Raw genomic sequence first — 13,922 nt, 5'->3', positions numbered from 1 at the left:
GGGACGGGCTCCGCCCCGAAATCGTCGGCGGGGCGTTCGTCAGCGGCGCTCACGGACCGCGGTGACGATCTCGGCGACCGCCTCCTCCACGGGGACACCGTTGTTCTGCGAACCGTCGCGGTAACGGAAGGACACCGCGTTCTTGCTGATGTCCTCGTCACCGGCCAGCAGCATGAAGGGCACCTTCTGCTTCTGGGCGTTGCGGATCTTCTTCTGCATCCGGTCGTCGCCGGCGTCGACCTCGACCCGGATCCCCTCAGCGCGCAGCTTGGCGGCGACCTCCTGCAGGTAGGGGACGTGCTCGTCGGCGATGGGGATGCCCACCGCCTGGACCGGGGCGAGCCACGCCGGGAAGGCTCCCGCGTAGTGCTCCAGCAGCACGGCGAAGAACCGCTCGATGGAACCGAAGAGGGCTCGGTGGATCATCACCGGGCGCTGGCGGGTGCCGTCGGCGGCGGTGTACTCCAGGTCGAAGCGCTCGGGCAGGTTGAAGTCCAGCTGGATGGTGGACATCTGCCAGGTACGGCCGATGGCGTCCTTGGCCTGCACGGAGATCTTCGGGCCGTAGAAGGCGGCGCCGCCCGGGTCCAGGACCAGTTCCAGCCCCTGCTTCTCGGCGGCCCGGCGCAGCGTGTCGGTGGCCTCGTCCCAGCTGGCGTCGTCACCGACGTACTTCTCCGGGTCCTTGGTGGACAGCTCCAGGTAGAAGTCCTCCAGGCCGTAGTCGCGCAGCAGCTCCAGCACGAAGGTCAGCAGCGAGTCGAGCTCGTCCGCCATCTGCTCGCGGGTGCAGTAGATGTGCGCGTCGTCCTGGGTGAAGCCGCGGGCGCGGGTCAGGCCGTGCACCACACCGGACTTCTCGTACCGGTACACGGTGCCGAACTCGAACATGCGCAGCGGCAGCTCACGGTAGGAGCGCCCGCGCGCGTCGAAGATCAGGTTGTGCATCGGGCAGTTCATCGGCTTCAGGTAGTAGTCCTGACCGCCGTCGAGCTGCATGGGGGGGTACATGCCGTCCGCGTACCAGTCGAGGTGCCCCGACTTCTCGAACAGGGCGCTCTTGGTGGCGTGCGGGGAGTAGACGAACTCGTAGCCGCTCTCCTCGTGCCGCTTGCGGGAGTAGTCCTCCATGACCCGGCGGATGATGCCGCCCCTGGGGTGGAAGACCGCCAGGCCGGAACCGATCTCGTCCGGGATGGAGAACAGGTCGAGTTCGGAGCCGAGCTTGCGGTGGTCGCGCTTCTCGGCCTCCTCCAGGAAGGCCAGGTACTCCTTGAGCCTGTCCTTGTTCTCCCAGGCGGTGCCGTAGACCCGCTGGAGCTGCGGGTTGGTCTCCTTGCCCCGCCAGTAGGCGGCGGCGGTGCGCATGAGCTTGAAGGCCGGGACCACCTTGGTGGTGGGAACGTGCGGCCCCCGGCACAGATCCTTCCAGCACTGCTCGCCGGTGCGCGGGTGGATGTTGTCGTAGATGGTGAGCTCACCGGTGCCGACCTCGGCGGAGGCACCCTCGGCCGCCTCGGCGGCGCCGCCCTTGAGACCGATCAGCTCCAGCTTGTAGGGCTCGGTGGCCAGCTCGGCGCGGGCGTCGTCATCGGAGACGACACGGCGGTCGAAGCGCTGCCCCTGCTTGATGATCTGCTGCATCTTCTTCTCGATGCTCTTGAGATCGGCGGGGGTGAAGGGCTCGGCCACGTCGAAGTCGTAGTAGAAACCGTTCTCGACGGGCGGGCCGATACCCAGCTTGGCCTCGGGGAAGAGCTCCTGCACGGCCTGGGCGAGGACGTGCGCGGTGGAGTGGCGCAGGATCGCCCGTCCCTGCTCCGAGTCGATCGCGATCGGTTCGACGGTGTCGCCGTCGGAGAGCTCCCGGGCAAGGTCTCGTGGTTCCCCGTTGACCAGGGCGGCGATCACGGTCCTGCCGTCCGCCTCCAGTGCCTGCCCCGCGGTAGTCGTGGCCGCCACCGCACGCGGGGTTCCGGCGAGGGTGATGTGCAGCTCAGACGCGGCGGACACGGTGACTCCTAGGGATACGTCGATGTCGTGGACGCGAACCGGCCGCCGGAGACGGCGGCCAGGGTTTTCGCACCCCGATGCTATCGGCTTCGGGGTGAGACCGCTTCTGGTTGTCCACAGGTCCGGCGACCGGCTGCCGCGGACACACCTGCCGCTCCTCCGGCCGGGGCCCGCACAGGAGGGAATCCTCCCGATTCGGACCGGGGATTCGGCCTGTCCCATCGCAGTACGGCGGCGTCCCCGCCCGGACGCCGGGACGCCGCCGGGGCGCGCCCCTGCGGGAATGAATCCGCCGACATCAGAGTGTTCTGTCAGTAATCGTCATGTTTTCCAGTGGTTCAACGCCACCGCCGAAGGAACCATTGATCCGATCAACGAGATCGGTGACAATCAGCAGACATCCGACCACGTGTCTCGCCTCCGTCCCGAACGCACCCGTCGTATCGACCGAATACTGTGAGCGCATGTCACCGAGCCCACCAAACGGGCCTTCCGCCCGGGAGACATCCCCCACTCACCACGCCCGAATCCGCCGGTGGAGGCGCCTGCGCGCACGGCTCCGCCTCTTCCGCAGACGCATGCACACCCACCCGGCCCTGCACCTTCCGTGGCGCATCCTGGTCGGCACGGTGGGCACCGTCGTCATTCTGGCCGGGATCGTCATGATGATCGTCCCCGGGCCGGGGATCGCCTCGGTTCTCCTGGGCATGCTCATCCTCAGCAGCGAGTTCCGCTGGGCCCACCGGCTGTTGAGGCCCGCCCGGGTGTGGTCCCGAAGGGGCGAGAGGTGGGCTATGCGGGTCAGGAACGAGTTGTTGTCGCGCCTGCGCTCGCGCAGGGCCGCCAGGGCCGAGCTCCGAGGACGCGCCTCCCCGCACGGCGCACCCGAGGAATAGGCGGGAACCTTTCCCACCCCGGGCAACTTCCGAAAACCACCCGCGGACGGATACGCGCACGTTGCCCGGGCCTTGCGGGACCAAAACCAAAAAAAGAGGGCCCACTCCGTGTGATACGGAGTGGGCCCTCCCGCCTGTGGGCGATACTGGACTCGAACCAGTGACCTCATCGGTGTGAACGATGCGCTCTAGCCAACTGAGCTAATCGCCCTCGGGCCTGTGCCCCGTCCGCCCTCTCGGCCGGACAAGAAAAACTCTAGCGCATGTTCGGGGGTGGTTGATGCACCCCCGGCCGCCCACGCGCCCACACAGGTGTGACCGAGGTCACATATCATGGCTGGCGGGGTCCCACAGGATTCCTTTGCCAGCCGCGATCCCCGCAGTGAGTAGGAGTTCCCGCCTCCGTGGACCCTCCCGAGACGACCGCGGATTGACCTCCGCGTGACACGGGCCACTCATCATGGGGAAATCTTTGGTTTCCCCTGGTCATTACAGTGACGAAGGATCGTGGTGCCGCCCCGCGGCGCGCTGGACCCGCTGGGCGGGCAGCGAGACCTCCGGTCCCATCGACCAAGAAAAGTCTCCGTACTCACGTCATGGTCCGCGGGTACCCGCGTTGGAGCGAGTGAGACGGCAACCGGCTCGCGCCCCAGGACGCCTGGGCCGGACGAGAAAAGGTTTGGCGAACATGAACAGTAGCGACACCACTGCCACCGCCGAGCTGGGCCTGCGACTCGTGGTCCCGGAGCGCACCGCGGTTCCACTGGTGGCACGACTCGACTACAGCTCTGAGGACCCGTACGCGATTCGCGTCGCCTTCCACACCGGCGAGGACAACCCCGTCGAGTGGATCTTCGCGCGCGAACTCCTCACTGTGGGCATCGTGCGCCCGGTCGGCGAGGGAGACGTCCGGGTGTGGCCCTCCAAGGACGACAGCGGGGACCGGTCGGTCAGCATCGCGCTCTCCTCGCCCTTCGGGCAGGCCGAGTTCGACACCCAGGTCGCCCCCCTGGCGGAGTTCCTCCACCGCACCTACGAGATCGTCCCGGCCGGGCAGGAAGCCCAGTTCGTCGACCTCGACGAGGAGATCCAGCAGCACCTCCACTCCTGACGCGAAGGCCCAGCGGCTCCTCCGCACCCGCGGGGTCCCGCATGTCCGCGGGGCGGCGGGAGAACCGACGACAGGGCAGGGACGGCGCCCGGGCGCCGTCCCTGCCCTGTCGCGTCCGGCGGCCCCGGACGGCGCCGGTCACGGGTCGAGGTCAGCCGCTGAACGCTCGGCGAACACGGCCCTGGCCTTCGCGGTGACCGGGCCCGCCTCGGCGGACACACGCTGGTCACCGATGTTCAGGATCGGCTGTACGTCGCGGCCGGTGGAGGTCAGGAAGGCCTCGGTGACCTCCGGGAGCAGCTCCATCGGAACGTCCTCCTCCTCACCGCCGAACCACTCCAGGACCAGTTCCCGGGTGATGCCCGCGAGCGGACCGGCCGAGAGCGGAGGGGTGAGGAGCCTGCCGTCGAGCACCACGAAGACGTTGCTGCCGGTTCCCTCGCAGAGGTTCCCGCTGATGTTGCGGAAGACCGCCTCGCTGGCCCCGCGTTCACGCGCGTAGGCGAGGGCGCGCACGTTGTCCGCGTAGGAGGTGGTCTTGAGCCCCGCCAGCGCGCCGAACTCGTTACGCGGCCAGGGCGCCAGAGCCACGTCGGTGGCGGGGGCGATGCCCGGGAAGGGCCCCAGGGCCACGATGGCGGTCTGCTCCCCCTGGCCCCGGTCCGAGCCGAGCGGTCCGGCCCCGTCCGTGACGGTGATGCGCACCCGCGCGTCCGGGAGTTCCGGGTTCGCGGCCACCGCCCGGGCCACGCCGTCCGCGATCAGCTCCAGGTCGGGCTCGGCCATGCCCAGCCCTCGGGCGGACCGGGCCAGCCGCCTCAGGTGGCGGGTGAGCGCGAACGGCCTGCCGCCCTGTGAGCGGACCGTCTCGAAGACCCCGTCCCCCACGGTGATCCCGTGGTCGGTCACGGGGATACGCGCGTCCTCGTCCTCCAGCACGGCGCCGCGGCCGTAACCGGCGCCGGCGATCCATACCCTCATTCCAACCCCCGAGTTCTCAAGGCCCCTGGTCGGGCCGGTCTCTCCCCGAATCCTCCCACCTGCGGCACCCGCCGTGCCCGGAGAATCCGCCGTACCCGCCCGTACCCGCCGGGTCCGCGCCTTGGCAAGTCCCCTGTCCGGCACCGGCCGCCGGTCCGGTTCCCACGTTCTGCACAGGGGAGTGTCCCCACTGGTCACGGAGTCGGCCTTCCCGTCCGGCCCACCCGGAACCGACGGCTGGAGCCGGACAGATAAGTTACGAATGACTATCATCTGGGCAACGCTTATGCGGGACCGGTGGCATCCGCCCCCGCCGCCTCCCAGACCGGTGTACGCGAAGCGTTCCGCAGCGCGCGTGCCCCTGTCACTCGCGACCACACCAGACACAGCAAAGAGAGACATGACCCCACCGAGCACCGCCCGCGGCGAACTCAGCTGGCTGCTGGACGACCTCCTCACCCGCGCCTCGGGCACACAGCACGCGATCGTCCTGTCCACCGACGGACTCCTGATGGCCACTTCCAGCGGCCTCGACCGCCCCGCCGCCGAGCACCTCTCGGCCATCGCCTCCGGTCTGCACAGTCTCGCGGGAGGAGCCAGCAAGCAGTTCTCCGCCGGGACGATCCGGCAGAGCATCATCGAGATGGACCGCGCCTTCCTGTTCGTGGCCGCCGCAGGCGAGGGCGCGTGCATGGCCCTGATGTCGGACGCCGACAGCGACGTGGGGCTCATCGCCTACGAGATGAACAAGGTGATCGAGCGGGTCGGTCAGTACCTGTCCGCCCCTCCCCGGCCCGATATGCCCTCCTCCCCCGCACACGTGGAGAAGTAGCCACTGCCGCCGCGGCGGGCCGGCCGGGCCTGCCACGGCAGGGCGCAGGGGTCCTCTGACGGAAGTCGATTTCGCACTTCCCCCAACTTCCGCTAGAGTTCCTAACGCAGCGAGGGACGCGGCGCCGGGAGGACCGGAGCCGCACCGAACACTCGCCGTGCGGACGTGGCTCAGCTGGTAGAGCATCACCTTGCCAAGGTGAGGGTCGCGGGTTCGAATCCCGTCGTCCGCTCGAACGATTCGCATAGTGCCGCTCCAGGTGGCACAATCGGATCAGGCCCGGGAGAACATCCTGGACCGCACGCGGACGTGGCTCAGCTGGTAGAGCATCACCTTGCCAAGGTGAGGGTCGCGGGTTCGAATCCCGTCGTCCGCTCGGAGAAAAGGCACGCATGGGTGCCGCTCGGCACCCTCGTGCTTCCTGTAAGCCGGAGTGGCCGAGTGGTTGAGGCAAGGGACTGCAAATCCCTGCACACGGGTTCGATTCCCGTCTCCGGCTCCATGCGAACCTCATTCCCATGAGGGCGATTAGCTCAGTTGGCTAGAGCACTACCTCGACACGGTAGGGGTCACAGGTTCGAGTCCTGTATCGCCCACAAGCAGCGCGAAAGGCCAGATCTTCGGATCTGGCCTTTCGTCGTGTACGGGACCGCCGGGCGCCTGCCCCGGGCCGCCCCGAAGGGGAGGGTGCGGGCCGGGCCCTGCCCGTCCGGCGGCCGCCCGGGCAGTGAGACGGGCGGCACAGGATTCCGGAGCCAGGGCGGCGAAACCCGCTCCCACATGCGAGTACGCTCGTTCGGAGGCTCCGCCGGTTCCTCGGACCAACCGGTCCAGCGACACCCCGTGGGGGTCGGTGCCCGGGGCCGACACGCGACCGTTTCCCGGTCGGACCGTCAGCCGGAACCGTGTGCGGAGACCCCTGAGCGAGTGCGCGGCCGTGCTGTCGACCGCGGCAGGCGCCGGCCCGGACGGGGCCTGCCGCCGATGTCGAACGGGGTCCTCTTCACCGCCACCGGTGTCCTCACGCTCACCTCGGCCCCGATCCTTCCTGATTCTCCGCTCGGCACGCCCCGCACGCCCCGGAAGGGCTCCCGAGGTCTCGATCATCCACCGACGAACAGGCGGCCCGTTTCCGTGCAACCCATCCTTGGCCCCAGACCGGACGAACGCGACGGCCCACAGCCGTGCGAACCCTCGTGCCGTGTGTCACCACCGAAGGTGGCCGACGTCGCGGGAGAGGAGTCGACCCATGAATGACACCACCGAACGAAGAACCGTCGGGGTGGTCTTCTGGGCCTCCCTCTCCATCTCGGCGCTGTTCGTGGTCTGGGGCGTAGCTGCCCCGGAGCACCAGACGGCCACCATGGACTCCGCCCTGAACTGGATCACCAGCAGCTTCGGCTGGGCGTACCTGCTGCTTCCCCTCCTTCTCCTGGCACTCCTGACCGGGCTGGCCTGCAGCCGGTACGGGCGCATCCGGCTGGGCTCGGACGAGGACCGCCCCGAGTTCGCCACCCACACCTGGATCGCCATGATCCTGTGCACGGTGATGGGCATCGGCCTGGTCTCCTACGGCATCGCCGAGCCGATCTCGCACTTCACCACCCCTCCCCACGGCCTGGCAGAGGCGGGGACCCCCGGGGCGGCGGTCCTGGCCCTGCAGTACTCCTTCTACGACTGGGGGCTGCACGCCTGGGCGATCTTCGCGATCTTCGGTCTGGCCCTGGCCTACTCGATGCACCGCAAGAAGCGCCCCGGCCTGGTCAGCGCCCTGTTCCGGCCGCTCCTGGGGCGGCACGCCGACGGTCCCCTCGGCAAGGCCATCGACGTCTTCACGGTCTTCGCCACCCTGTTCGGCACCACCACCTCCCTCGGTCTGGGAGCCCTGCAGATCGACAACGGGCTGAACCGGCTCCTGGGCACCCCCACCGGGATCACCACCCAGGTCGTCATCGTGGTCGTGGTCACGGCGCTGTTCAGCCTCTCCGCCGCCTCCGGAATCAAGCGCGGTATCCGCTACATCAGCGAGATCAACCTCTCGGTCGCCGCGGTGCTCTTCCTGTTCGTGCTCCTCCTCGGCCCGACCGCGTTCCTGATCTCGCTCCTCCTGGAGTCCTTCGGCCAGTACGGCGGTGACTTCCTGCTGATGAGCCTGCGGGGCCCGGCCTTCGGCGACACCGAGTGGCTCCAGGGCTGGACGTACTTCATGATGGCCTGGTGGGTGTCCTGGGGCGCCTTCGTCGGCCTGTTCCTCGCCCGTATCTCGCGCGGCCGCACGATCCGCCAGTTCGTCCTGGTCGTCCTCGGCATGCCCAGCCTGGCCTTCTTCGCCTGGTTCTCCGTCTTCGGCGGTTCGGCCATCGACCTGGACCTGAACCACGGCACGGACATCGCAGGCGCCACCGCGGCCGACCTCAACAGCGCCTTCTTCGCCACCCTGGCCGAGTTCCCGATCCCCTCGGTCACGACGGCGCTGGTGGTGATCCTGGCGGTGCTCTTCTTCGTCTCGGGAGCCGACGCCAACACCTACGTGCTGGGCATGCTCACCACACACGGTTCCATCCGGCCCCGGACGCCGATCCTGCTGCTGTGGGGGGCGATGACCGGAGCCCTGGCGATCATCCTGCTGTTCTCGGGCGGGCTCAACGCACTGCAACAGACCGTCATCGTGGCCTCGGCGCCCTTCCTGGTCATCATCGTGGGCGTGGTCGTCAGCTTCTGCCGCGACCTGAGAAGCGAGGAACGGGCGGAGTCCGTCGGCGCGCCGACCGCGCACCCCGCGGCGGACGACGAACCCGCGGTGGAGGCGAGCGCGCCGCTCCGGTCGGACTGACCGTCCGGAGCGGGCCAGGCACCGGGAGGTGGCGGACACGATCCGACCTCCACCTGTGGGACCGTTCTCCTGGAGACCACGAGGACCTCAGGAGCAGGCGATGCCCACCGGAACCGAGCCCGTCCTGGACGACCGGGCACTCAACCGCGCCGCGCTGGCCCGGCAGGCGCTACTCGCCCCGACCGGAATGTCGGCCCTGGAGACCGTGGCCCACCTCGGCGGACTCCAGGCACAGGAGCCGCAGGAGCCGTTCGTGGGGCTCTGGTCGCGGCTGCGCTCCTTCGACCCGTCGGAGCTGTCGGAGCTGCTGACCGAACGCCGCGTGGTGCGGGTCCACCTCATGCGGCGCACCGTGCACCTGGTCACCGCCGAGGACGCCCTCGCCTGGCGGAGCCGGTTCGACGCCATGCTGCGCCAGAAGGTCATGGGCGTCTACCGGAACGAACTCCGGGAGGTGGACCTGGCGGAGCTCGCCGAGGCGGGCCGAGCGGTGATGTCCGACGGTGAGCCCCGCACCATGCGCGAACTCGTGGCGGCGCTCGCCCACCGCTGGCCCGAACCGGGTAGACGCCCCCTGGGCGAGATGCTGGTCTCGGCGCTGCTCCCCGTCGTGCAGACCCCGCCGCGCGGCCTGTGGCGGACCAGGGGCGGAGTACGCAACGTCCTGCTCTCCTCCTGGCTCGGGAGAGAGCCCGCCCCGCCCGCCCCGGAGGGCTCCGACCCGGTCGGCCGGGCCCTGGTCCGGCGCTACCTCGCCGCCTACGGGCCCGCGACCTCCACCGACCTGCGTTCCTGGTGCGGGCTGGCCGGACTGCCCGCTGCGGTGGCCGCCACCCGCGAGGAGCTGGTCTCCTTCCGCGACGAACGCGGCCGGGAACTGCTGGACCTGCCCGACGCCCCGCGCCCGGACCCCGCCACGGAAGCCCCGGTGCGGTTCCTGCCCGCGTTCGACAACGCGGTCCTCGGCTACCACCACCGCGGGCGGATCATCGACGACCGGCACCGGGGCCTGTCGGTCGCCGGTGAACGCGTGGTGCTGGTGGACGGCCGCGTCGCCGCGACCTGGCGGGCCGAGGACGGCACCGTGGCCGTCACCCCGTTGCGGCCGCTGACCCGGGCCGAGCGGACGGAGGTCGGTGAACGGGCCGAGCTGCTGGCCCTGTTCCTGTCCGACGGCGGGACCGACCGGGTCCGGATCGACGCCCCCGCCGGCTGAACGGGCCGGGTCGGGGTGCGCGGAGCGATCACCGCGGCCAGCGGGAAGCCCGCGGTGGAGACGGTGAAGGTGCCGGTGCCGGCACCGTGCATACTGGGGACCGTGTCAGAACAGGTGCGAAACCCCCGGCTGGAAATCGAGTACTGCACGCGCTGCAGGTGGCTGCCGCGCGCGACGTGGATGGCGCAGGAACTGCTCACCACCTTCGAGGCCGAACTCGGCGAGGTCGCCCTGGTGCCCGGCACCGGCGGTGTCTTCGAGGTCCGTGTCGGCGGCGAGGCCGTCTGGTCCCGCAGCAGCGACGCCGCCTTCACCGACGCGGCCGACATCAAGAGGCTGGTCCGGGACCGGATCGCCCCCGAGCGGCCTCTGGGCCACTCCGAGCGGCAGCCCTGAGAGGTCCGGTCCGCGTCGCCGACGGTGACCGGCCCTATGGGGAGTCCCTCGTCCCCGGGTCCGGCGCGCCCTCCCGCGCGCCGGGCCAGCACTCTATTCCGTGCGCGGAACCCCACGAGAGGCGCACATGTCGAATACCCCCAGCCCCCCGGGACTCCCTGAACACCGCCGAGCCCCACTCGGCGCGAATCCACAACCACTGGCTCGGCGGCAAGGACAACTATCCGGCGGACCGGGCCGTGGGCGACCAGATCCTGTCGCTGCTCCCGATGATCGGTGAGATGACCGTGCAGAACCGTGCCTTCCTCAAGCGGACGGTCCGGTACCTGGCCGGGAGAGGGGACTGCGCCAGTTCCTGGACATCGGTACCGGACTGCCCACCGCGAACAACACCCACGAGGTGGCCCAGCAGGCGGCCCCGGCGTCAGGAATCGTGTACGTCGACCACGACCCGCTGGTCCTGGCCCACGCGCGGGCGCTGCTGACCAGCTCCCCCGAGGGGCACACCGCCTACGTGGACGCGGACCTGCGCGACCCGTGAAGCATCCTGCGTGCGGCCGCCGAGCACCTGGACCTGTCCCGGCCGGTCGCCCTCACCCTGCTCGGTCTGCTCTTCCACATCCCCGACGACTCGGTCCACGACATCGTCCGGGAACTGGTGGCGGCCCTGCCCTCCGGTAGCCACGTGGTGATCACACACTCCACCAACGCCGCTACCGGCGAGGCCATGGAGGAAGCGGTACGCCAGTGGAACGAGGCCTCGTCCACGCCCGTCGTCCTGCGTGCGCCCGAGCAGATCGAGCGGTTCTTCGAGGGTCTTGAACTGGTGGAACCGGGCCTGGTGTCGATCCCGATGTGGCGTCCCGAGCCCACCGGGATCGGCGAACCCCAGTTCATGGACGAGTTCGGCGCGGTCGCCCGCAAGCCCTGATCCACCGGGAGTCTCCGAAGGGCCCTCCGGAGCGGATCACTCCCCGGTGAAGGTCGCACCGGTGCGGTCGAGCGAGGCGGCGACCCCGGCCTCGTTGTCCTTGGTGCCGAGCAGTTTGGTCTGTTCGACGACCTCCCGGTCCAGCGCGGCGGGCAGCGCGGCGAGCAGGTCGGCCCGCATGGTGGCCTTCATCGAACGCACCGCCAGCGGCGCGGAGGCGGCGATCCGGTGCGCGTACTCCAGCGCTCCCTCACGGACGGCTCCGTCGGCGACCAGCTGGTCGGCCAGTCCGATGGTGTGCGCCTCGTGGCCGTGGACCCGGCGGGCGGTGTAGAGCATGTCGGCGGCCCGCTGCTCCCCCACGATGCGGGGCAGGGAGACGGTCAGCCCGAAGCCCTGGTGCAGGCCGAGCAGTCCGAAGTTGGCGTGGAAGCGGGTGGAGGGCGCGGCCACCCGGAAGTCCGCCGCGCACGCCAGGCCGAGCCCGCCGCCCACGGCCGCGCCCTGGACCGCGGCGATCACGGGCACCGGCAGGGAGAACAGGCGCAGCCCCTGGCCGTAGATGGCGTCGAGGGTCCGGACGGGGGTGTCGCCGACCCCGCCGGAGGCGAAGTCCACCCCGGCACAGAAGTTCCTGCCCTCCGAGCACAGCACGAGGGCACGGCAGCCGCCGGGGGCGCTGAGCTCCTCGGCGGTGTCCGCGAGCTCCGTGAGGACGTCGAGGTCGAAGTGGTTGTTCGGGGGGCGGTGGATCTCCAGGACGCCGACGTGACCGTCGACGCGCACGGACAGCTCCTCGCTCATGGGAGTGCCTTCCAGGTTGTTCGGGGCGACGGCGACGAGGTTATCGGCCGGCTTTCCCGGCCCGGCACACCGGGCGCCGGTGTGCGGCCCGGGCGTGGTTCACCCTCCGTGCCCGCCGCGGTGGGTAGCGTGGTGCCATGAGCAACGGGATCGACCCGGCCGTCCCACCCGGCGGCGACGGCTGCCAGGAGTGTCTCGCCGGCGACGGATGGTGGGTGCACCTGCGCCGCTGCGCGGAGTGCGGGCACGTGGGCTGCTGCGACAGTTCACCCGCCCAGCACGGCACCCGCCACTTCGAGGCCACCGGCCATCCGATCGTGCAGAGCTTCGAACCGGGCGAGGAGTGGTTCTACGACTTCCGTACCCGCGAGGTCGGCCGGGGCCCGGAACTGGCTGCGCCGACCTCGCACCCGCGGGACCAGCCGGTGCCCGCTCCCGCCGACCGGGTTCCGGCCGACTGGCGGAAACTCGTCCGCTGAGGTCGGGAGCCGTGACGGCCCCGACCGGGGCGGTCGTGGTGTTCGGGCCCGGCACCCTTTCCGCCCGGGCACCGGGTTCACGGCACGGGCATCGGGGGCAGGGACGGACTGTGACCGGGCACCCGCCCCCCGCGGACGCCCCCTTGCCATCCCGTGACCTGGAGCGTGATCGTGTGACCACCGCCCATGGCATCCCGGACCTGCTCTCCCCCGAGTTCCTCGCCGACCCCTACCCCGCCTACTCCCTGCTGCGCGAGCGCTCCCCGCTCCTGTGGCACGAGCCCACCTCCAGCTACGTCCTCTCCCGCTACGACGACGTGCGGCGCGTCTTCCAGGACCGGGAAGGGGACTTCTGCACGGACAACTACGGCTGGCAGCTGGAACCGGTCCACGGGCGGACCATCCTCCAGCTCGACGGGCGCGACCACTCGGTGCGCCGGGCCCTGGTCGCCCCCGCCTTCCGCGGCCGGGACCTGCGCGAGAGGTTCCTCCCGGTGATCGAGCGCAACAGCCGCGCCCTCATCGACGCCTTCCGCACCACCGGCCGCGTCGACCTCGTCTCCCAGTACGCGACCCGGTTCCCGATCAACGTCATCGTGGACGTGCTCGGTCTGGACCAGGCCGACCACGACCGCTTCCACGACTGGTACACCTCGATCATCGCCTTCCTCGGCAACCTGTCCCAGGACCCCGGGGTCGCCGAGGCCGGGCTGCGGACCAGGGACGAGTTCGCGGAGTACATGCTCCCGATCATCGCCGAACGCCGGGAGAACCCCGGCGACGACCTGCTCTCCCGGCTCTGCCTGGCCGAGGTGGACGGCACCCGGATGACCGACGGGGAGGTCAAGGCCTTCTGCAGCCTCCTGCTGGCAGCCGGCGGGGAGACCACGGACAAGGCCCTGGCCAGCCTGTTCGCCAACCTGATCGCGTCCCCCGACCAGCTCGCGGCCCTGCGCGAGGACCGTTCCCTGATCCCCCGCGCCTTCGCCGAGTCGTTGCGGTTCACCCCGCCCGTGCAGATGATCATGCGCCAGGCCGTCCGGGACGTACGGATCGGCGGCGGCACGGTACCCGCGGGGGCGACCGTCACCTGCCTGATCGGGGCTGCCAACCGTGACCCCGACCGCTTCGCCGCCCCCGACACCTTCGACCTGTTCCGCACGGAACTGGCGGAGGCCACGTCCTTCTCCGCCGCGGCCGAACACCTCTCCTTCGCCCTGGGCCGACACTTCTGCGTGGGCGCCCTGTTGGCCGAGGCCGAGGTCCGGGTGGGGGTGAACGACCTGCTCGACGCCATGCCGGACGTTCGGCTGGCCGAGGGAGCCGAACTGGTCGAGCAGGGCCTGTTCACCCGGGGCCTGCGCGAACTCCCGGTGGAGTTCTCACCGGTGCCCCGCCCCCGTCCCACCCGCTGAGGGCACCCGGTAGCG

The 13,922-nt window shown here is 70.3% G+C and carries 11 protein-coding genes, 5 tRNA genes and 1 pseudogene; 13 read left to right on the top strand and 4 right to left on the bottom strand.

What is annotated here, in order from left to right; genetic code table 11:
* Window positions 1–39: 39 nt before the first annotated feature.
* On the bottom strand, window positions 40–2,013 hold the full coding sequence (gene thrS / locus IE195_RS18805) for a threonine--tRNA ligase (protein WP_191273256.1): 1,974 nt from the start codon (window positions 2,011–2,013) through the stop codon (window positions 40–42).
* A 578-nt stretch (window positions 2,014–2,591) separates the two neighbouring features.
* On the opposite strand from thrS, the gene IE195_RS18800 reads away from it, so the two are divergent.
* Complete coding sequence (locus tag IE195_RS18800) at window positions 2,592–2,909, top strand: PGPGW domain-containing protein (RefSeq protein ID WP_191273254.1); 318 nt, start codon at window positions 2,592–2,594, stop codon at window positions 2,907–2,909.
* A 137-nt stretch (window positions 2,910–3,046) separates the two neighbouring features.
* On the opposite strand, the gene IE195_RS18795 is transcribed toward IE195_RS18800, so the two are convergent.
* Window positions 3,047–3,120 (bottom strand) — tRNA-Val (locus IE195_RS18795).
* Window positions 3,121–3,597: 477 nt separating this feature from the next.
* Here IE195_RS18795 and IE195_RS18790 point away from each other — a divergent pair.
* On the top strand, window positions 3,598–4,020 hold the full coding sequence (locus tag IE195_RS18790; protein WP_191273252.1) for an SsgA family sporulation/cell division regulator: 423 nt from the start codon (window positions 3,598–3,600) through the stop codon (window positions 4,018–4,020).
* Between the two features lie 138 nt (window positions 4,021–4,158).
* Here the strand turns inward: IE195_RS18790 and IE195_RS18785 are convergent, their stop codons facing one another.
* A complete protein-coding gene (locus IE195_RS18785; protein ID WP_191273250.1) occupies window positions 4,159–5,001 on the bottom strand; it encodes an aminotransferase class IV in 843 nt (280 codons plus the stop codon).
* A gap of 400 nt (window positions 5,002–5,401) precedes the next feature.
* Between IE195_RS18785 and IE195_RS18780 the strand changes: the two genes are divergently transcribed.
* The 9 genes and pseudogenes from IE195_RS18780 (at window position 5,402) to IE195_RS18740 (ending at window position 11,209) form a co-directional block, all read left to right on the top strand.
* Window positions 5,402–5,833 (top strand): roadblock/LC7 domain-containing protein, encoded by a 432-nt coding sequence (locus tag IE195_RS18780; protein ID WP_191273248.1) that lies wholly within the window; start codon window positions 5,402–5,404, stop codon window positions 5,831–5,833.
* 159 nt (window positions 5,834–5,992) lie between these two features.
* Window positions 5,993–6,065, top strand: a tRNA-Gly gene (locus IE195_RS18775).
* 71 nt (window positions 6,066–6,136) lie between these two features.
* Window positions 6,137–6,209: transfer RNA gene (locus tag IE195_RS18770), tRNA-Gly, on the top strand.
* Window positions 6,210–6,260: 51 nt separating this feature from the next.
* Window positions 6,261–6,335, top strand: a tRNA-Cys gene (locus tag IE195_RS18765).
* 20 nt (window positions 6,336–6,355) lie between these two features.
* A tRNA-Val gene (locus IE195_RS18760) sits at window positions 6,356–6,429 on the top strand.
* Between the two features lie 653 nt (window positions 6,430–7,082).
* Entirely contained in the window at window positions 7,083–8,666 is a 1,584-nt protein-coding gene (locus tag IE195_RS18755) for a BCCT family transporter (RefSeq protein WP_191273246.1), read from the top strand.
* A gap of 100 nt (window positions 8,667–8,766) precedes the next feature.
* Window positions 8,767–9,882 carry a winged helix DNA-binding domain-containing protein gene (locus IE195_RS18750; protein ID WP_191273244.1) on the top strand — a complete coding sequence of 372 codons (1,116 nt, stop codon included), beginning with the start codon at window positions 8,767–8,769 and terminating at the stop codon, window positions 9,880–9,882.
* 102 nt (window positions 9,883–9,984) lie between these two features.
* Window positions 9,985–10,278: an Rdx family protein gene (locus IE195_RS18745; RefSeq protein ID WP_191273242.1), complete on the top strand. Its 294-nt coding sequence runs from the start codon at window positions 9,985–9,987 to the stop codon at window positions 10,276–10,278.
* 134 nt (window positions 10,279–10,412) lie between these two features.
* Window positions 10,413–11,209 (top strand): annotated as a pseudogene (locus IE195_RS18740) (SAM-dependent methyltransferase).
* Window positions 11,210–11,245: 36 nt separating this feature from the next.
* On the opposite strand, the gene IE195_RS18735 reads toward IE195_RS18740, so the two are convergent.
* Window positions 11,246–12,013, bottom strand: coding sequence for an enoyl-CoA hydratase/isomerase family protein (locus IE195_RS18735; RefSeq protein ID WP_191273240.1), 768 nt, complete (start codon window positions 12,011–12,013; stop codon window positions 11,246–11,248).
* 137 nt (window positions 12,014–12,150) lie between these two features.
* On the opposite strand from IE195_RS18735, the gene IE195_RS18730 reads away from it, so the two are divergent.
* Both IE195_RS18730 and IE195_RS18725 read left to right on the top strand, forming a co-directional pair.
* Window positions 12,151–12,492 (top strand): UBP-type zinc finger domain-containing protein, encoded by a 342-nt coding sequence (locus IE195_RS18730; protein ID WP_191273238.1) that lies wholly within the window; start codon window positions 12,151–12,153, stop codon window positions 12,490–12,492.
* A gap of 173 nt (window positions 12,493–12,665) precedes the next feature.
* Window positions 12,666–13,907: a cytochrome P450 gene (locus tag IE195_RS18725; protein WP_191273236.1), complete on the top strand. Its 1,242-nt coding sequence runs from the start codon at window positions 12,666–12,668 to the stop codon at window positions 13,905–13,907.
* Window positions 13,908–13,922: the final 15 nt, after the last annotated feature.

The organism is Nocardiopsis terrae, from assembly GCF_014651695.1.
In the GTDB taxonomy this organism is placed as follows: domain Bacteria; phylum Actinomycetota; class Actinomycetes; order Streptosporangiales; family Streptosporangiaceae; genus Nocardiopsis; species Nocardiopsis terrae.
The sequence above is the reverse complement of the archived record's forward strand: the minus strand, read 5'-3'. Positions and strand labels throughout refer to the sequence as shown.